We start from the raw sequence: 18571 nt of genomic DNA on the forward strand, positions 1-18571 counted from the left end.
GCGGTTTACCTGCCGCGCCTGATGCGACCGTCGTCAGCTTTTTGGCGTCGCACAGCACCGCCCGATGGGAAACGATGTTCGGAGAGGCCTTGTGCGAGGCCGCGGACAGCAAGCAGATGTCCCGCCATGGGTTCGGCACTCAACTGCTTCGGATCCAGGAATTTTCTGGCCGTCGTGATGAACAGCGTTTTGAGGTCGCTGCCTCCAAAGCACACGCAGGTCGGGTTCGTCACCGGCAATGGGACGATGGTGTCGATCTGCCCGTTCGGGCGGTAGCGTACGACGCGGCCGCCCGAGAAGAAGGCTGTCCATAACCCGCCTGCGGCATCGACGCAGGCGCCGTCCGGTCTTTCCTTCGACGTGCTATAATCTGCAAACAGGCGCCGGTTGCTGATGATACCGTCGTCGAGATCGAAGTCGAACGACCAGGTGCAGTATCGCCGCGTATCGGTGAAATAGAGCGTGCGGTTGTCCGGCGCGAACGCGATCCCATTGGTCACGATGACGTCGCCGAAGATGCGCGTCACCTGGCCGTCTCCGGTCACGCGATAGAGCGAGCCGTTCGGGCGATGCAGCTGGTTGTCCATGGTGCCGATCCACAAGCGGCCGCGCGCATCAACCCGGCCGTCGTTGAGGCGGTTGTCGAGGCCGTTTTCGACCTCGACAAACTGCTCCGGATGATCGGCCGCGCGACGGTACAGAGTCAGATCCCGTGCGAGCAGATGCGAGCCGTCCGCCGTCAGCGCCTGGCTGCCAAGGAATTGACACTCATGGGAAACAGCGTGGTGCGCGCCAGTTTCCGGATCGAACGACTGATGCAGCCTGCCGTCGATATCGATCCACCACAGCTTGCGGGTCCGGTCGCACCATAATGGCGTCTCGCCGAGGAGATCGGCGTTGGCCACCGCAATCTCGACCCGATCAGCGGAGATCGAATGAATGGTCATGTCGGAATCCCGTTCCAGCCGCGCGCGCTATCGATCTCAGCTTTTCCAGCGGGCGCATCGCCTGGACGAAGCGGCAGTTCCTTGCGCAGCAGGTCCGCGGCGTCGGCGGAAGGAACGACAACTCCACGCCGACAGCAAGCCCCGGCGTCGCGACGGATCGGACATGCCCGAGCGCGAGCGTCATGGCCTCGACCGAGGTTGACGATCCGAACACGGCCGGCGGCATCCAGTATCCGGCGTCCGTCCTATTGGGGATGCTGTCCCGCTCGTTCCGGTTGGCGGTGTAGACCGTCTTGTCCGGCTCGCCCTTCACATAGATGAGGATCGGCAGGTGCCGGCTGATGCCGATCGCGTCCATGAAGTCGAACTGGAAATGGTAGTAGCCGCCGAGAAGGTACTGATGTTGTGCTTCGACGTGCAGATCAGGACGTCGATGCCGGCCGCGTCGAGCAGGCCGTCGAGCCGGGCGGTCGAGAAGGGAATGTTGGCGCGCATGAATCGTTCTCTGCGTCGACCACCCGGGGGGCGGCAAGGTGAGGGCGATCAATTGCCGGTCCAGGAGGACAGGGCATGCGCGACACAGTTGTTGATGTGCTCGCTCAGGACGGTCCTTGCGCCCTCGATGTCGCGCCTCAGGGCGCATTCCAGCAGCGCCTTGTGCTGGTTGATCGTCTCGCTGCCGCGATAGCGCAGTGCGTAACGGAAATATTTGTCGAACACGATGGAATGCGTATGCATCAGCTCGCGCGACCCGCAACGCGAGATCAGCGCCTGGTGGAATTCGCCGTCGTAGCGCTTTCGCAACTCGGGATCGTCGCCCTCCTTCAGGATGGTGCGCTCGGTCGCGGCCAGCTTGTGATGCGCTGACACCACGCGTCCTTCCCACTCGACGTCTCCGGCGCGGAACGACTCGGCCATGGCGTGATGCTCCAGCAGGATGCGCAGCTCGGCGAGCTCGCGCAGGTTCTGGAGCGAGACCGGTGCCACCTCGAAGCCACGCTGCCCTTCGGCGACCACGAAGCCTTCGGACGCCAGGCGATTGAGGATCTCGCGCAGGGTCGAGATGCTGACGCCGTAATCCTCCTTCATCGCCTCGAGCCTGAGGCGTCCCGACGGCGTGAGCACGCCGAAAATGATGTCGGAGCGGATGCGCCGATAGCCGCTGTCGCCCGCCGACAGCGGCCGTTCCTCAAGATCCGTCATGCCTTCTGATCCCGCTCGCCCGGAGCGCCGCCCTGTGGGAGCGGGCCACTCGCCGGCATTATAGCAGAGTCGCGGCATCTGATGTCCATTGAAATCTCATATGAAATTATGATTGTCGTTTGACATCGATATTGATGTGTGTTTTCTCGATAAACAGAGGGTACGGAAAATAAGCGCTCAACCCGCCGCGTGCCCCGAAGAAACCAGGGAGGACACGATGAGCTTGTTCGCACGGGCGCTGTCTGCCGCCGCGATCTCGGTGGCGCTGACGGTCGGCGCATCTGCCGCCGATGACATTCAGGAGCGGACGATCCGGTGGGGGCACCTGAACAACACCGATCACCCCGTCAGCTTCGGCGTGCAGAAGTTCGGAGAGATCCTGCTGGCCAAGAGCGGGGGTAAGATGAGGGTCCGCGAGTTCGCGGCCTCGCAGCTCGGCAACGAATTGCAGCAGCAATCCGCGCTGCGCGGCGGCACTCAGGAGATGCTGTCGGCCTCGACCACGTCGCTTGCGACCGTCGTGCCCGAGTTCGGCCTGATCGATTTCCCGTTCCTGTTCAACACGACCGAGCAGGCCGATGCGCTCGCGACCGGCAAATTCGGCAAGGCCATGCTTGAGGGCCTGCCGTCGAAGAACCTGATCGGCCTCGGTTATTGGGGCCTTGGCTTCCGCAACGTCACCAACAGCACCCGGCCGATCACCAAGGTCGAGGACTTCGCCGGCCTGAAGCTGCGCGTCATTCCGAACCCGGTCTATCTGGAGAGTTTCAGCGCTTTCAAGGCCAATCCCGTCCCGATGGCGTTCGGCGAATTGTATTCGGCGCTGGAGACTCGCACCGTCGACGGGCAGGAGAATCCCTACACCGTCATCCTCTCCAACAAGTTCTACGAGGTGCAGAAGTACGTCTCGGCCACCAACCACACCTTCACCCTCAACATCATCCTGGTGAGCAAGACGTTCTGGGACAAGTTGTCGCCGACCGAGCAGCGCCTGATGCGCGAGGCCTATGAGGAAAGCCGCAACTATCAGAAGGAGCAGACGCGCCTCCAGACCGAAAAGGCGCTGGCGGAATTGCAGGCCAAGGGCATGCAGTACAATGCGATCGCTCCCGAGGAGACCGAGCGCATGCGCAAGGCGGTTCAACCGGTCGTGGACAAGGTCTCGGCCAATCTTCGGCCCGAGACGGTGAAGCTGTTCAACGAGGAAGTCGAGCGCATCCGCAAGGACGTAAAGTAATCGCCTCTCCATCACGATAGGCGGCGGAGCCGGCCCATGCCGGCTCACGTCCCACATCTGCTCGGACCTGACGCATGGCGCAGTTTCTCGACCTCTATTGCTCGTTTCTGAAAGCCGTCATTGCCGCGTGTCTCGCGGCCATGGTGGTGCTGGTCTTCGGCAACGTAGTGCTGCGCTATGGCTTCAACTCCGGCATCACGGTGTCCGAGGAGCTGTCGCGCTGGCTGCTGGTGTGGCTGACCTTCCTCGGAGCCATCGTCGCGCTGCGCGAGCACGCCCATCTCGGCGTCGACAGCCTGGTGCGGAAGCTGCCGGCCTCCGGCAAGCGCATCTGCTTCCTCATCAACTACGGCCTGATGCTGTTCGCCGATTGGCTGCTGCTCTCCGGCAGCTGGCGTCAGACCCTCATCAACATCGACGACCGCGCGCCGGCGACCGGTCTGTCGATGGCCATCTTCTACGCCGTCGGCGTGATCTTCGGTGTGTCGGCCGCAATTATCCTTCTCTACGACCTGTACCGGGTGATCAGCGGGCAGGCGAGCGAGGAGGACATGGTGGCGGTCAGGGAATCGGAGGAGCAGTGATGGCCTCGATCGTCTTCGCGCCCTCTCACTCTCTCCGCGTCACCCGGATCATGCCATGACGATCGTCGTCTTCACCGTCTCTCTGCTGGGCGCCATGGCGCTGGGCATGCCGATCGCCTTTGCGCTCCTCATCTGCGGCGTCGCCCTGATGAGCACCATTGACATGTTCGATCCCCAGATCGTCGCCCAGAACGTCATCAACGGCGCCGACAGTTTTCCGCTGATGGCCATCCCGTTCTTCATGCTCGCGGGCGAGATCATGAACAAGGGCGGACTGGCCAAGCGCATCGTCAATGTCGCACTCGTGGCGGTGGGGCATTTCCGGGGCGGCCTGGGCTACGTCACGATCCTGGCCGCCTGCATCCTGTCGTCATTGTCGGGGTCGGCGGCGGCCGACGCCGCCGCGCTGGCGGCGCTGCTGGTGCCGATGATGGTGGCGGCGGGACACAAGAAGACCTATGCGGCGGGTCTCGTGGCGGCCGGCGGCGTGATTGGCCCGGTGATTCCGCCCAGCATCGGATTCGTGATCTTCGGCGTGGCCGCCAACGTCTCGATCTCGAAGCTGTTCCTTGCCGGCATCGTGCCCGGCCTTTTCCTGGGATTGGGCCTTTGCGCCGCCTGGTACTGGGTGGTGCGCAAGGAAAACCTGTCGCCGCCGCCGCGCGCCGCGAGGTGTGGCATGCGATCACCGACGGCTTCTGGGCACTCATGCTCCCCGCCATCATCATCGTCGGCCTGCGCTTCGGGATCTTCACGCCAACCGAGGCCGGCGTCGTCGTCGCCGTCTATTCGATGTTCGTCGCGACGTGCATCTATCGCGAGCTGAAATGGTCCGAGATCTACGCGGTCCTGGTCTCGTCGGCCGTGACCACGAGCGTCGTCATGTTCCTGGTCGCTGCGGCCTTGGTGTCGTCCTGGCTGATCACGGTGTCTGAGATCTCCAACCAGGTCGTCGATCTCCTGAAGCCGTTCATGAGCAACAACACCATCCTGATGCTCGCGATCATGGTGGTCGTCGTGATCGTGGGCACGGCGCTCGACATGACGCCCACCATCCTGATCCTGACGCCGATCCTGATGCCAATCATCAAGGCGGCAAATATCGACCCCGTCTATTTCGGCGTGCTGTTCATCATCAACAACTCCATCGGCCTGATCACGCCGCCGGTCGGCATCGTGCTTAACGTCGTCTGCGGCGTGTCCAAGATCAGCATGGAAGACATCATCAAGGGGGTCTGGCCCTTCATGATCGCGCAGCTGATCGTCCTGTTCGCGATGGTCCTGTTTCCCGGCCTGGTGACGGTGCCGGCGCGATGGTTCGGCGGCTGATCGGGCTGCGTTGGCAAAGGAGTCGAACATGGCCGCACGGATCGTGATCTTGAATGGACCCAATCTCAATTTTCTCGGCATTCGGGAGCCCGACATCTACGGCTCGACGACGCTGAAGCAGATCGAGGACAGCTGCCACGCGCTCGCGGACCAACTCGGCGTATCCGTCTCGTTCCACCAGTCGAACATGGAAGGCGAGCTCGTTGGTCTGATCCAATCCGCTCACGGCCAGGCGGATGCGATCATCATCAATCCGGCAGGCTATTCTTTCACATCGGTCGCGCTGATCGATGCGCTGAACATCTTCGATGGGGTGAAGATCGAGCTGCACATCTCCAACATCCATGCGCGGGACGAGCTGCACCGCCATTCGATCACCTCGCGGGCCTGCACAGCGGTGATTTGCGGACTTGGCGCTTACGGCTATCTCGCTGCGATCCTGGCGGTCGTCCAGCGGCTCGGGCAATTGCCTGAAACGATTCCGCCGGCCCTGCACGGGCTTGCGCTAACCGGCAAGATGTAATCAGGAGACAAGCATGCGCGGAACAGGGTTTCTCGCCATCTGGAGCGACGTCGAGGCGCATGATCTGACCGACTACCGGCATTGGCTGACGCGCGAGCACACCACCGAGCGCGTGACGACGCGGGGCTTCCTGGCGTCGCGTGTGTTTCGTGCCGTGCGCAGCGACGTCAACCGCTTCTTCATCCTGTACGAGCTCGAAACGCCCGAGGTCCTCGACGGCAAGGACTATCTGGCGCGGCTCAACGCGCCCACCCCGTGGTCGCAGCGCATCATGCCGAAGCTCGGCAATTTCATGCGTGGCGGCGGTGTGATCGTCGCGCGCGCCGGGCGGGGCGAGGGCGCCACGATCGTGGCGCTGCGGATCGACAAATTGCCCGCCGACCCGCAACGGCTGGCCACCGCGCTCGTTGGCTGCGACGGGATCGCTGCCGTGCAGATCGGGGCGACCGACGCGCCGCGGACATCCGTACCGACCGCTGAAAAGGGCATGCGGAAGCACGAGGGCTTCTTCTCGGGGCTTCTGTTGATCGAGGCGCTCGATGACGCTTCGTTGCAGAGGGCCTTGCGGCAGGCGCGGACACTTGCATCCGATGTCATGGAGGGAGCCAGCGAGCCTGACTTCTATCAGGGCATGTTTGCGCTCGACGCACGCATCGCGGATGCTTGCTGATGGCGACCTTTTCGCTCGCTGCGCTGACCGTGCTCGACTTGGCGCCGCCCGAGATGATCGATCTGGCGGCCCGCTGCGGCTACGACAAGGTCGGCCTCAGGCTGCTGCCGGCCGTGCCCGGTGGACTGGCCTATCGCCTGATGGATGACGCCGCGCTCCTGCGTACGACGCTCCAGCAGTTGCAGTCGACGGGTGTAACCGTTGCCGATCTCGAGGTCGTCGCCTTCAGACCTGAGACGAGCGTCGCGTCGTTCATGCCGTTCTTCGAGACAGGCGCACGCCTCGGCGCCAGGCACATCCTTGTCGCCGGCTATGACCCCGACCTGGCGCGGTTCTCCGATCGTTATCGGCAGTTTTGCGAGGCGGCTGCTGCGTTCGGTCTGACCGCCGATCTGGAATTCATGCCCTGGACCAGCGTTCCTGATCTGACAACCGCGATGCGGATCGTTGACGATGTCGACCATCCCGCGGCCGGCATTCTGGTGGATGCGCTGCATTTCGATCGATCGCGAAGCAAGCTCGCGGATCTCCGCTCCATCCCGGCCGATCGGCTGCACTATTGGCAGCTCTGCGACGGTCCGGCCGAGCGCCCCGCGACGACTGAGCAAATGATCCATGCCGCGCGCGAGGAGCGCATGTTCCCGGGCGAGGGCGGCATCGATCTCGTCGGTCTCACGCGGGCGATGCCGGACTGCCTGACCATCAGCATCGAGGTGCCGACCGTTGTGCTGGCGAAGACCGTCGATGCTGAAACGCGGGCGCGGCGCGCCCTTGCAGCGGGCAGGGCCGTGGTCGAAAAGGCGCAGGCGCTGTGACGGAAGAGGCTGGTGATGGCGCACAACGATCGCCCGTGGGACGTTGAGACCGATCTGCTGGTCGTCGGTACCGGCGCTGCCGGCATGACGGCCGCGCTGGTGGGCGCGCTCGAAGGGCTCGACGTCGTCCTGTGCGAGAAGTCGGACATGGTGGGCGGCACCACCGCAACCTCCGCCGGCACGGTGTGGATCCCGGGCAACCGGCAGGGCCGCCTTGCGGGGACGCCTGATACGGTCGAGGCCGCGCGCACCTATCTCGCTGCAATGCTCGGCGAGCACGCCGCCGACCGCCGCGTCGACATGTTCCTTCGGGCAGGGTGGGTCGTGCTTGATGATCTCGAGCAGAAGACGAGCGTTCGATTTGCGGCGCCTCCGATCCACCCCGACTACAAGCAGCTTCCGGGCGCTGCGATCGGCGGACGCGCGCTCACGGCCATGCCGTTCGAGGGCCGAAAGCTCGGACCGGATTTTGCCCGTGTCAGGCCGCCGCGTCGGGAGTTCATGGTGCTCGGCGGCATGATGGTGAGCAAGGCGGACATCCCGGCGCTGCTGGCGCCATTCCGCAGCTGGAGCAGTCTTAGGCATGTCCTGGGTCTGCTCGCCCGGCATGCGATGGACCGGATCAGCCACACGCGCGGAACGCGCCTGGTCATGGGAAACGCGCTCGTCGCGAGGCTCCTCGACAGCCTCCGCCGCGTCGCCGTCGACCTGCGCTTCGAGACCGAACTTCGCGATCTCGTTTGCGAGGGGGATCACATCATGGGTGCGGTTCTTTCGTCTCCTGGCGGAGAGCTCAGGATAAGGGCCCGCAAGGGCGTCGTGCTGGCGAGCGGAGGCATCGGCTGGAGCCGTGAGCTAAGAGAGCGTCTATTCCCCGAGCCGGCGCGTCGACTTTCGCTCGCGCCCACCTCGAACACCGGCGATGGCATCCTGGCGGCGGAGCGCGTCAGTGCAGCGATCGCCCGAGACCTCGACAGTCCGGCGTTGTGGATGCCGAGTTCGGTGATGACGCAGGCCGACGGTCATGTGTCGATCTTCCCGCACATCATGCTCGATCGCGCCAAGCCTGGATTGCTGGCCGTGAACAGGTCAGGCCGCCGTTTCGTGAACGAGGCCGATTCCTATCATGACTTCGTCGCCGCGATGCTGCGATCGAACGCGCCGTCTTCAAGTCCGGCCTTCCTGATCTGCGATGCGACGTTCATCAAGGATTTCGGCATTGGGCTCGTTCGTCCGGGGACGCGAAACCTGAAGGCGTTCGTGCAAGCCAGCTATCTGGTCGAGGCGGAGACGATCGAGCAGCTGGCGCGAAGGATCGGCGTCGACGCCGGGCAGCTTGCGGCAACGGTCGAGCAGTATAATCGCTACGCGGACAGCGGGATCGACGAAGACTTCGGCCGAGGGTCCAGCGCGTTGAACCGGTTCAATGGCGATCCGGAGACCAAGCCGAACCCATGTCTGCGGCGGATCGGTCAGGGGCGCTATTATGCCGTCGCCGTGTGGCCGTCGGATCTCGCCAGCAGTTGCGGTCTACTTACGGATGAGCGCGCCAGAGTGTTGTCACGCAACGGAACGGTCTTGCCCGGACTGTATGCCGTCGGGACCGATGCATCCTCCATTTTCCGCGGCATGTACCCCGGACCTGGAACGATGATCGGCCCCGCCATGGTCTTTGCATGGTGCGCCGCGCTCGATTGCGCAGGAACGCTCGCTGACCGAATGAGGCTGTCTGAGTGACCAACGGGAGGTTCGCAGGCGATTCTGATTCGCGACAATTTTGCCTTCGGGTTCAGGCGCCGGGTTGGCGCCCCCGGAGTCGCGGCTCGGCTGCGCCGCACAGACCCATGAGCCGCTGACGGTACCGATTGTAGACTAAGGCGGCCCCGGGCTGCCAACAGAGAACGATAAGCAAGAGGAGAGAACTGATGCCGATCGCGCGAGGAATTTTTTGGGCAATGCTGCTGGTGGCTGCGACTTGCCAGGTGACATCGGCGTTCGCCGAGCCGATGGCTTGTGACGACGGCATCAAAGCCGCCTTCCATCCCGACGAGATCACGACCGTGATCGCGGTCCGCCGGGTCAACAAGGGTGAGGAGCTTTTGGCGCCCGATGCGCCGAAGCCGATCACGGCGGCAGCCGATCTTTGCCTCGTGAAGCTGTTGGTCGGTCCCGGCGTCACAGCGGAGAAGGACAAAAACGCGCGCTCCTATTCAGAAGGTATCGGCATCGAGGTCTGGCTGCCGACGCAGGCCAACTGGAACGAGCGCATCCGTAACTATGGCGGTGGCGGCTGGGTCGGCGGCGGCCATCGCTTCGCCGACAAGATCGGGAGCAAGGTGCCGGCAATTGTCAACGCCAATATCGGCTATGCTTCGGGCACAACGGATGCCGGCCAGCCGTGGTATCAGGACGGTTCGTTCGCCTTCCTCTCTGACGGCAAGGTTAACGTCGAGGGCCTCCGCGACTTCTCGGTACGGGCGATGGTCGAGCAGGCGATCAAGACCAAAGCGCTGGTCAATCTCTACTATGGCAAGGCGCCGAAATTCGTCTACTACGATGGACACTCGCAGGGCGGCCGCCAGGGCCTGAAGATCCTGCAGGAATATCCAGAGCTCTATGACGGCTACATGATCGCGCAGCCTGCGCCGAACATCGCGCGGTTCGGCACCACCAGCCTCTATCCGCAGATCGTGATGAAGACCGAGCTCGGCTTCTCTGCCATCAACAAGCCGGAGGCTGCCGCGTTCGCCGCCAAGGTCGACGCTGCCAACAAGCGCGCCGTTGCAACCTGTGACAAGGCCGGGCTCGGCTTCCTGCTTGATCCCTTCGCCTGCGACTACAATCCCGCCCGCGACGCGGTGCTGCTCTGTACGGGCGAAACGAGCGACGGCGTCACCGGAAGCAACGCCGACAAGGCAGCTTGCATGAGCTCGAAGGAAGCGGGTGCGCTCAACAAAATCTGGTACGGCGCGACCCGCGATGGCAGCGTCGATCCGGCTCAGACGGCGGAAGCCCGCAGCGGCAAGGCGCTCGGCGTGAAGCAGATGTGGTGGACCTTTACCAAGGGCACGTCGATCTCAACGCAGATCACGAGCCCGTCGACTGACAATTTTGCGCTCGGCATGGAGGACGTCAGCTACGCCGCTGATGCCAGCGCGACCTCAGCCATTCCGATCACCAACACCTCGACCGCAAGGCGCAACCGCTGGCTCGAGCTCGATTATGCCGCCTTCGCTGCTGGCGTCGACAAGAATGTCGAACTGCAGCCCACGCTGTTCAGCAATCTGATCACCGACAAGGCCGATCTCTCGAAGCTGCGCGATCTCGGCCGCAAGGTGATCATATGGAGCGGCCTTGCGGATGATGCGATCCCGCCGGCCGGCAACGTCAATTATCACGAGCGCGTGCTTGCTGCGATGGGCGGCGACGCCGAGGTCTCAAAATTCATGCGGATGTATCTGGTCCCGGGGGCTGCGCATTCCTCGCAGGGCCGCTCGTACACCGTGACCGGCAAGAACGACGCCGTGCCGCTGCCGAAACTGCCGGGCAATGCCAACCAGACGCCGACCCGCGACAAGGATCAGTTCTTCTCCGCATTGACGGATTGGGTCGAGAAGGGAGTGCCGCCGGGCGAGATCACGTTGACCTCGCGCGATGGCAGCGTGAGCTATCCGGTCTGCGTCTATCCGCAGCGGACGACGTGGGATGGCCGCGGCCCTGCGACGCAGCCTTCGAGCTTCAGCTGCCGCTAGTCACTACAATCAAGAAATTCTCGACAGAGGGGAGACAGACGAGAGGCGATGGCGGTCTCAGTTGTCGTTGGAAGAGCCTGACTCTTTCACCGTTGCATGTCGCAGCTCCGTCGTCAAAATAGGAATGAAGAACCATTGGTTTGGGATTGGCAGCGGACTTCGCTACCAATCCTACTATCTCATGCGCCAAACTACGATTTTTCGTGATTCGTACTCCCGCTGCTGGCAGTCCTCGTCCGCGAACGGCACGCAATTTCCGCCGAAGGACGTTGAAACAGGTCAGTCGCTCTCAGTCGGACGTCCGCGCAGTGAAGTCTCTGCGCTGTCCCAGGGCGGTTCCGGCCGCCAAGCCTCTATCAACGCATCGATGAATGTACGCACCTTCGGCGACAAGTGCCTGCTCGAAGGATAGACGGCGCGAATGGGTGCACCATCGGCGTCGACCTCTTTGAGGATCGGCACCAGCCGACCTGCACGCAGATCGTCGCTGACCAGGAATGTGGCAAGCCGAGCGATGCCGAAACCCGCAATCGTCGCGTCGCGCAAGGCTTCAGCGTTGGTCGCGACGAAACGCCCATTGATGGCGATCACGCGAGCTTGTCCGTTCTCGTTGAATCGCCAGTCGACGGAGCGCCCGCCGTGCACGAAGGCGAGGCAGCTATGCTGCGCCAACGCGTCGATGTTTCTCGGCGTTCCTCGCTCGGCAAGATAGGCCGGCGACGCACAGGTCACCAGGCGATGGCGCGCCAGAAACCTATTCATCAGCCGAGAATCTTCGCTGCTGCCGATCCTGATCGCGAGATCCACGCCCTCGTCGATGAGATCGACATAGCGATCGCCGAAGGAGGCGCTGACGGATATCTCCGGCCATTTGCGAATGAACTCATTGAGGACCGGAAGCACGTGCAGCCGGCCGAAGGATACGGGCAGATCCAGCCGCAACCGCCCCCGCGGCGCCTGCGAGTGACTGAGCATCGCCATCTCCGCTTCGTCGAGATCGGCGAGCAGCCTCACGCACCGCTCGTGGAAGGCGGCTCCCTCTCCGGTCAGTGAGACGCTTCGCGTGGTGCGCTGGAGCAGCCTGACCCCGAGCCGGTCCTCGAGCCGAACGATGCTCTTGCCGACTGCCGATCGCGAAAGGCCGATGCGTTCGGCCGCTGCCGTGAAGCTCTTGGCTTCGGCGACATGGACGAACACGCTGATGTCCTTCATCCGGTCGATAGCCATTGCGCCTCCTGAAACAGCCCCGAGCTGCAGCCGCGGCCATTCAAATCCGCCACGAACGGTCCGATCATTGGGGCAATACGTTCCCCAGTGAAGGGAAATCACCGGATATTGTGGCTCCAAGGCGCCTATTCTAACCTTTTTGAAACTGGCTGCACCAGCATGGGAAGTAAAATTCCCCATTCAATCAGATCAATGCAAACCGGTAACATGGTAGTGCGAGGCCAATAACCTGCCGCGCAGAAGGGGAAGCGCACCGTGAAGGCTGTTCGCTATTACGGACGGAAGGACATCCGTGTCGAAACCGTCGATGAGCCCAAGGAGATGGGCGCCAGCCAGCTCCTGGTGAAGCCGCTGTGGACCGGCATCTGCGGCACGGACCTCCACGAATACATTGCAGGGCCGATCGTCACGCCCGCGTCGCCGCACGTGTTCACTGCAGCAACCTTGCCGCAGATCCTGGGACATGAGTTCTCGGCCGAGGTACTGGACGTCGGGCGCGACGTCACTCATGTGCGGCGCGGCGACCGTATTTCGGTGCAGCCGCTGATGATGCCGATGAACGACTATTACAGCCGGCGGGGTCTCAACCATCTCAGCGAAAAGATGGCTTGCATCGGCCTCAGCTGGGCCTGGGGCGGCATGTCCGATCTCGCCGTCATCAACGACTACAATGCGGCGAAAGTGCCCGACTCCATCACCGACGAGGAAGCCGCCATGATCGAGCCGGCGGCGGTCGCGCTCTATGCGGTCGACCGCGGCGGTGTCCAGGCTGGCAGCACCGTGCTGATCGCAGGTGCAGGCCCGATCGGCGCGCTGACCATTCTGTGCGCCCACGCAGCCGGCGCCGCCAGGATCTACGTGTCGGAGCCCAACGCATCGCGGCGTCGAACGATCGAGAGCTGGGGTATTTGCGCCGGCGTCTACGATCCCAAGACGACGGACGTGGTCGCGCGCGTCAAGGAGCAGACCGAAGAGAATGTCGGCGTCGACGTCGCCATCGAATGCGTCGGTAACGAAAGCGCATTGAACACCTGCGTCGAAGCCGTGCGGCGGCGCGGTGTCGTGGTGCAGGCCGGCCTGCACGTCGGCAAAGCCTCGACCGATCCGATGTTGTGGGCCCTGAAGGACATCACCATCGAGGCAACCTGGTGTTACCCGATCACGATGTGGCCGCGCATCATCGGACTGGTCGAGTCTGGCAAGCTGCCAATCTCGAAGATCATCGATGGCCGTATCCGCGCCGAGGACGTGGTCTCGAAAGGCTTCGACGTCCTCACTGCGCCAAGCAACGACAAGCTGAAGATACTCGTGTCGACGCAGCTGGCGGCACCGTCGTGAGGCGGCGTAGGCAAGACCAGGGTTGATTGTCCAGAGCGACGCTCAAGTCGCCACGATCAGTGAAACCAAAGGGGAGGAACACCAATGAGAGTGACTATCGCGAGCTGCCTGTCACTGGCCTGCCTGGCCATGGTGACACCAATTGCCGTCCAGGCGGAATATTCCGGCGCGCCGCGCACGTTCCTGTTCAATCCAGCGCTCGACGTCTGCATTCGCGACACCGCGAAGTTCAAGAAGGCGCCGCCCTACACCATCGGCTTCTCCAATGCCGGCCTCGGCGACAGCTGGCGCGTGGTTGGCCTGCACTCGCTTCAGAAAGCTGCGCACGACCATGCCGACGTCGTGAAGAAGCTGCTGATCACCGATGCGGGCCATGACGATGCCAAGCAGGTCGCCGACATCCAGGATCTGGTCTCCCGCGGCGTCGATCTCCTGATCGTCAGCGCCAACACGTCGCAGGCGCTCGATCCCGCCGTCACCCAGGCGACCGAACGCGGCATCCCCGTCGTGATGGTGGACCGCCGGGTGGATTCTGACAATTTCGTCACCTTCGTCACAGCGTCCGACGCGATGATGGGGCGCCTGTTCGCGCAATGGATCGTCGAGAAGCTGAACGGCAAGGGCAACGTGATCATCCTCGGAGGCCAGGCCGGCTCCAGCCCGAACGAGAACCGTGTCAAACCAGCGATGCAGGTGTTCTCGGCCTATCCCGGTATCAAGATCCTGGAGACCGTCTACTCCGACTGGAGCCCGGTGAAGGGCAAGCAGGTGATGCAGGCCATGATCGCCAAGTACGGCCATAGCATCAATGCCGTGTTCTCGCCGCACGGATTGCAGGTGCCCGGTGCGATCGAGGCCTTTCTCGATGCCGGCTGGAAGGGAAGCGAAATTCCGCCGATCACCTCGGCCGACATGAACGGACCGATGAAGATGGCTATCAAGAACAAGTTCCCGCTGCTCGACATCGACTATCCGCCCGCGATGATGGGCACGGCGCTCGACGTCGCGCTCAAGGTGCTGTCCGGCGCCGCGGTGCCCTGCGTCTATACCATCAACAGCAATATCGTTCTGACCCACGGTGACGAGACGCCTTCCATTCCGAAGCCTGACATGTATGCGGAGCAGCACATCGTGCCCGACGGTCCCGACGACATGCTCGTGTCCGGCGGCATGGGCCCGACCTACAATCCGAGCACGTTCAAGATCGACTATCCGCACTGAACCCGGAACAATGGCGTACCGGCGAGGCCGGCACGCCAAAGGGGCAAGACGGACCGAATGCTCACACTCAAGGCCATTTCCAAGAGTTTTCCCGGCGTGCGCGCCCTCCACGGCGTAAACTTAGACGTCAAACCTGGCGAAATCCACGGCTTGCTCGGCGAGAACGGCGCCGGCAAATCCACCCTGATCAAGATCATCGCCGGCGCGGTTGCGCCCGACGAAGGCGAGATCACCCTCGCCGGTCAACGCGTGAGATGGTCGTCACCGCGCGAGGCGAAGCTCGCCGGAGTCCACGTCGTCTATCAGGAGTTCGCGCTGTTTTCGCAGTTGTCCGTCGCCGAGAACATCTTCCTCGGCAACGAGCGGCGCAACGCGCTCGGCCTGGTCGATCACGGACGGACACGGAAAGAGGCCGCTGAGCTGATGCGCAAGCTTGGCATCACCCTTGACCCTCGCGAGACGGTGGCCTCTCTCTCGGTCGCCGACCAGCAGATGGTCGAGATCGCGCGCGCGATGACGCACAATGTCCGCCTGTTGATCCTCGACGAGCCCACCGCCGTCATTGCCGGGCGCGAGGTCGAACTGTTGTTCGAGCGCCTGCGCCGGCTGCGCGAGGCCGGTGTGTCCATTCTCTTCATTTCGCATCGGCTCGACGAAGTCTTCGCGCTGTGCGATCGTGCCACGATCCTGAAGGACGGCCGTCTGGTCGGCACGACGGATACCGTCGCCGTCACGCGCGAACGGCTGATCTCGATGATGGTGGGGCGCGATCTCGGCGAGCTGTTTCCCCCGCGCTCGACCGCGTCGCGACCGGATCAACCCGTGCTACGCACCGACGGCATCTGCGTCGGCGACCGGGTCCGTGACGTCTCGATAGAACTGCATGCAGGCGAGGTCGTCGCGCTGGCGGGCATGGTCGGCGCCGGACGCACCGATCTGGCGCTCGGTCTGTTCGGCGCAGCTCCTATCTCGAAGGGCACTCTCCACATCGCCGGCGAGCGCTTTACGGCAATGACGCCCGCCAAGGCGATCGGGCTCGGCATGGGCCTCGTCACCGAGGATCGCAAGTCGCAGGGGCTTGCGATGCTGCTCGACATTGCTGCGAACATCACTGGGCCAGCACTCGGCGAGGTCACCCGCTACGGAGTGATTGATCGCGAGGGCGAACTGGCGATCGCCGCCCACGAAATCGAACGATACCGCATCGCCTGCCGCGGACCGGCAACGCCGGTCGCAACCATGTCGGGCGGAAATCAGCAGAAGGTGATCATCGCGCGCTGGGCACGCCTGTGCAGGTCGATACTGATCCTCGATGAACCGACACGCGGCGTCGACGTCGGCGCCAAGGCCGATATTTACCGGATCATGCGCGAACTTGCCGATTCAGGCCTCGCAATCCTGATGATCAGCTCGGAAATGACCGAGGTCATCGGCATGGCCGATCGCGTGATTGTCATGCGCGAGGGACGGATCGCCGGCGAGCTGCCGGGATGCGACGCCACGGAGGAAAGCATCATGTACCTGGCCACGAGCGAGCGCGCCGCATGACCGCGATCGCCGCCCGTCTCGCGATGCCTTGGTGGCTGCGCAGCAATGCGGGGCTTGCCGGCGTGCTCGTCCTGATCTGCGCGGTATATCTTGTTGGCGCAACGGTCTCCGACCGATTCCTGACGCTGGGCAACCTGCTCAATGTCTATGAGCAGACCACCGACCTTGCGCTGGTCAGTATCGGGCAAACCCTGACCATTCTCAGCGGCGGCATCGACCTCTCGGTCGGCTCGCTGATCAGCCTCACCTCCTGCCTGACATCAGGCCTGATCAACGGCAATCCGGATCGGGTCGTTCCGGTCGTGCTCGGCGTGCTCGCGCTCGGGACATTCGTCGGCGTGCTCAACGCCGGCCTGGTCGTCACCTTGCGCGTTCATCCGCTGATCGTGACGCTCGGCATGGGCGCGGTCCTGCAAGGCGTGACCTTGCTCTACGCACTGGGACCGGTCGGTCGGGTGCCGCGCAGCTTCACCGTGCTCGCCTATGGACGCATCTCGGGCATCCCCATCGGAGCGACGCTTGCAGTCGTCCTTGGCATCCTGGTCGCGCTGCTGCTGCGATATTTGCCGCTCGGCCGCCAGATCTACGCCCTTGGCGATGATGCGAATTCCGCGCGTCTCGTGGGATTGCGGCGGACGCGCATCCTGATGCTGGTCTACGGCATCTCGGGCTTCTGCTGCGGGGCGACCGGGCTTTATCTCGCCGCGAGGTTCGGCGTTGGACAGCCCTACACCGGCGTCAACTACACCTTGGCTTCGATCACTCCGGTCGTGCTCGGCGGTACCTTGCTGAGCGGTGGCAAAGGCGGCGTGATCGGCACGCTGTTCGGCGCCTTTCTGATCACGCTCCTGAACAACCTGCTCAACTTCATGGACGTGTCGAAGCACTATCAATTGGTCGCGCAGGCGGTCATCATCATCCTTGCCGTCTCCATCTATGTCGAACGCCGCAGGATCGGGTGAGCAGGATGTCAGGCTCCGTAGAAATCGCCGGCTCCGTCACCCCGTCCTGGTCGGTCCGCAGCGTCATGGAAAGCTATGGCACAGCCCTCGCTCTGCCGCTGCTGCTCGCGCTTGGTGGCGTGATCTCACCGGCCTTCGTCAGTCCCGGTAATTTGTCCAACCTGCTGCTACAAGTCGCGCCGCTCGCGATCGCAGCCATGGGGCAAAGCCTGGTGATGATCGTTCGCGGCCTCGATCTCTCTGTCGCCTCGATGATGGCGACCGCCGCCGTGATCGCGACCGGTTTCTCGGGCCTCGACCAGAATGTCCCCGCCATCGTCGCGACGGCCTTGGTGGTCGCTGTCAGCGTTGGCCTGCTCAACGGCTTTCTCGTCACCAAGCGTCAGGTGTCCCCGTTCCTGGCAACGCTCGCCACGATGATCCTGCTCCAGGGATTCAGGTTCGCCTACACGCAGGGCGCGCCGTCCGGCAACGTGCCGCCGGTACTGCGGCTGCTCGGCTCCGGAAAATTTCACGGCGTGCCCTATAACGTACTCGTTCTGCTGTTCGCAGCGGTCTTGCTGGCTGGGGTCCTGCACCGTTCCGCTTTCGGAAGGAGGATTTTCATTGTCGGCGGCAATCCAGTGACGGGGCGCCTGTTTGGCATCCGCTCCGACGCGGTCATGATCGGCTGCTACCTGATCTCGAGCTGCCTTGCGGCGCTCGCCGGGCTGATCCTGAGCGGTTATGTCGGGCTCGTCGACAACTGGGTCGGGCAGGGGTACGAGCTCGACTCGATCGTAGCCTGTGTCGTCGGACGGGTGTCGCTGCGGGGCGGCCGCGGCTCGATCCTTGGCGCCCTCACGGGAGCCGCCATCATCGTCATCCTCGCCAACGAAGTGGTGCTGCTCGGCGTGCCGGTCCAGGTCCAATTGATCATCAAGGGCGTCGTCATTGTCCTCGCTGCTGCAATCTACACTCGTAGAGATGCACCATAGCGTTTTCTAAGGATGCGATGAGAGGAAACCCACCATGAGCGAGCATTGAGAGGAAACTGTTCCGGGTAGAAAACCGGGTACTCTCAAAAAAGTCCAATTGATTGTGCCGCTGCACCGAAGTTTGTTGCACGAGCGGACAGACCGGAGCGTTGCACGTGTTGTAGCCCCTGCGGAAGAGGTCTCCACAAGCGCATTGTTATTCGGCGATTGCTGAGGACATTCCGTGTTCATTACGATT

At 63.2% G+C, this 18571-nt stretch carries 16 protein-coding genes and 2 pseudogenes; 13 read left to right on the top strand and 5 right to left on the bottom strand.

The annotated features are described in order from the left end of the window. Window positions 1–5: 5 nt before the first annotated feature. The 3 genes from ACQR03_RS09210 to ACQR03_RS09220 are packed head-to-tail and all read right to left on the bottom strand — an operon-like array spanning window position 6 to window position 2150. Window positions 6–947, bottom strand: a complete 942-nt coding sequence (locus tag ACQR03_RS09210) for an SMP-30/gluconolactonase/LRE family protein (RefSeq protein WP_315706511.1) — start codon at window positions 945–947, stop codon at window positions 6–8. Continuing rightward, window positions 922–1494 (bottom strand): hypothetical protein, encoded by a 573-nt coding sequence (locus ACQR03_RS09215; RefSeq protein ID WP_315706510.1) that lies wholly within the window; start codon window positions 1492–1494, stop codon window positions 922–924. Before ACQR03_RS09215 ends, ACQR03_RS09210 begins: the two co-directional genes overlap by 26 nt. Then, on the bottom strand, window positions 1491–2150 hold the full coding sequence (locus ACQR03_RS09220; protein WP_315706509.1) for a GntR family transcriptional regulator: 660 nt from the start codon (window positions 2148–2150) through the stop codon (window positions 1491–1493). Before ACQR03_RS09220 ends, ACQR03_RS09215 begins: the two co-directional genes overlap by 4 nt. Before the next feature lie 217 nt (window positions 2151–2367). Here ACQR03_RS09220 and ACQR03_RS09225 point away from each other — a divergent pair, with 217 nt between their 5' ends. The 7 genes and pseudogenes from ACQR03_RS09225 to ACQR03_RS09255 all read left to right on the top strand — a co-directional run bounded on the left by ACQR03_RS09225 (window position 2368) and on the right by ACQR03_RS09255 (window position 9045). After that, the gene (locus ACQR03_RS09225) at window positions 2368–3387 is read left to right on the top strand and encodes a TRAP transporter substrate-binding protein (RefSeq protein ID WP_315706508.1); all 1020 of its coding nucleotides are present in this window, start codon (window positions 2368–2370) and stop codon (window positions 3385–3387) included. Between the two features lie 74 nt (window positions 3388–3461). Beyond that, a complete protein-coding gene (locus ACQR03_RS09230; RefSeq protein WP_315706507.1) occupies window positions 3462–3971 on the top strand; it encodes a TRAP transporter small permease in 510 nt (169 codons plus the stop codon). Between the two features lie 55 nt (window positions 3972–4026). After that, a pseudogene (locus ACQR03_RS09235) lies at window positions 4027–5300 on the top strand (TRAP transporter large permease). 28 nt (window positions 5301–5328) lie between these two features. Further along, the gene (locus ACQR03_RS09240; RefSeq protein WP_315706506.1) at window positions 5329–5823 is read left to right on the top strand and encodes a type II 3-dehydroquinate dehydratase; all 495 of its coding nucleotides are present in this window, start codon (window positions 5329–5331) and stop codon (window positions 5821–5823) included. Window positions 5824–5836: 13 nt separating this feature from the next. After that, window positions 5837–6493 (top strand): hypothetical protein, encoded by a 657-nt coding sequence (locus ACQR03_RS09245; protein WP_315706505.1) that lies wholly within the window; start codon window positions 5837–5839, stop codon window positions 6491–6493. Next, a complete protein-coding gene (locus ACQR03_RS09250; protein WP_315706504.1) occupies window positions 6493–7308 on the top strand; it encodes a sugar phosphate isomerase/epimerase family protein in 816 nt (271 codons plus the stop codon). Before ACQR03_RS09245 ends, ACQR03_RS09250 begins: the two co-directional genes overlap by 1 nt. Before the next feature lie 15 nt (window positions 7309–7323). Next, window positions 7324–9045: an FAD-dependent oxidoreductase gene (locus ACQR03_RS09255; protein WP_315706503.1), complete on the top strand. Its 1722-nt coding sequence runs from the start codon at window positions 7324–7326 to the stop codon at window positions 9043–9045. On the opposite strand, the pseudogene ACQR03_RS09260 reads toward ACQR03_RS09255, so the two are convergent. Beyond that, a pseudogene (locus ACQR03_RS09260) lies at window positions 9046–9174 on the bottom strand (hypothetical protein); the annotation flags it as partial. A 59-nt stretch (window positions 9175–9233) separates the two neighbouring features. On the opposite strand from ACQR03_RS09260, the gene ACQR03_RS09265 reads away from it, so the two are divergent. Then, window positions 9234–11060 (top strand): tannase/feruloyl esterase family alpha/beta hydrolase, encoded by a 1827-nt coding sequence (locus ACQR03_RS09265; protein WP_315706502.1) that lies wholly within the window; start codon window positions 9234–9236, stop codon window positions 11058–11060. Between the two features lie 279 nt (window positions 11061–11339). Here the strand turns inward: ACQR03_RS09265 and ACQR03_RS09270 are convergent, their stop codons facing one another. Next, window positions 11340–12407 carry a LysR family transcriptional regulator gene (locus ACQR03_RS09270; RefSeq protein ID WP_316179841.1) on the bottom strand — a complete coding sequence of 356 codons (1068 nt, stop codon included), beginning with the start codon at window positions 12405–12407 and terminating at the stop codon, window positions 11340–11342. A 135-nt stretch (window positions 12408–12542) separates the two neighbouring features. Here ACQR03_RS09270 and ACQR03_RS09275 point away from each other — a divergent pair, with 135 nt between their 5' ends. The 5 genes from ACQR03_RS09275 to ACQR03_RS09295 all read left to right on the top strand — a co-directional run bounded on the left by ACQR03_RS09275 (window position 12543) and on the right by ACQR03_RS09295 (window position 18333). Continuing rightward, a complete protein-coding gene (locus ACQR03_RS09275) occupies window positions 12543–13625 on the top strand; it encodes a 2,3-butanediol dehydrogenase (RefSeq protein ID WP_315706500.1) in 1083 nt (360 codons plus the stop codon). 84 nt (window positions 13626–13709) lie between these two features. Further along, window positions 13710–14846, top strand: a complete 1137-nt coding sequence (locus tag ACQR03_RS09280; protein ID WP_315706499.1) for an ABC transporter substrate-binding protein — start codon at window positions 13710–13712, stop codon at window positions 14844–14846. Window positions 14847–14903: 57 nt separating this feature from the next. Further along, window positions 14904–16394 (top strand): sugar ABC transporter ATP-binding protein, encoded by a 1491-nt coding sequence (locus ACQR03_RS09285; protein ID WP_315706498.1) that lies wholly within the window; start codon window positions 14904–14906, stop codon window positions 16392–16394. After that, entirely contained in the window at window positions 16391–17356 is a 966-nt protein-coding gene (locus tag ACQR03_RS09290; RefSeq protein ID WP_315706497.1) for an ABC transporter permease, read from the top strand. The genes ACQR03_RS09285 and ACQR03_RS09290 overlap by 4 nt, the downstream gene beginning before the upstream one ends. A 152-nt stretch (window positions 17357–17508) precedes the next feature. Beyond that, window positions 17509–18333 (top strand): ABC transporter permease, encoded by an 825-nt coding sequence (locus tag ACQR03_RS09295; RefSeq protein ID WP_434841367.1) that lies wholly within the window; start codon window positions 17509–17511, stop codon window positions 18331–18333. Window positions 18334–18571: the final 238 nt, after the last annotated feature.

This window comes from Bradyrhizobium sp. HKCCYLS3070, from assembly GCF_051167575.1.
In the GTDB taxonomy this organism is placed as follows: Bacteria; Pseudomonadota; Alphaproteobacteria; order Rhizobiales; family Xanthobacteraceae; genus Bradyrhizobium.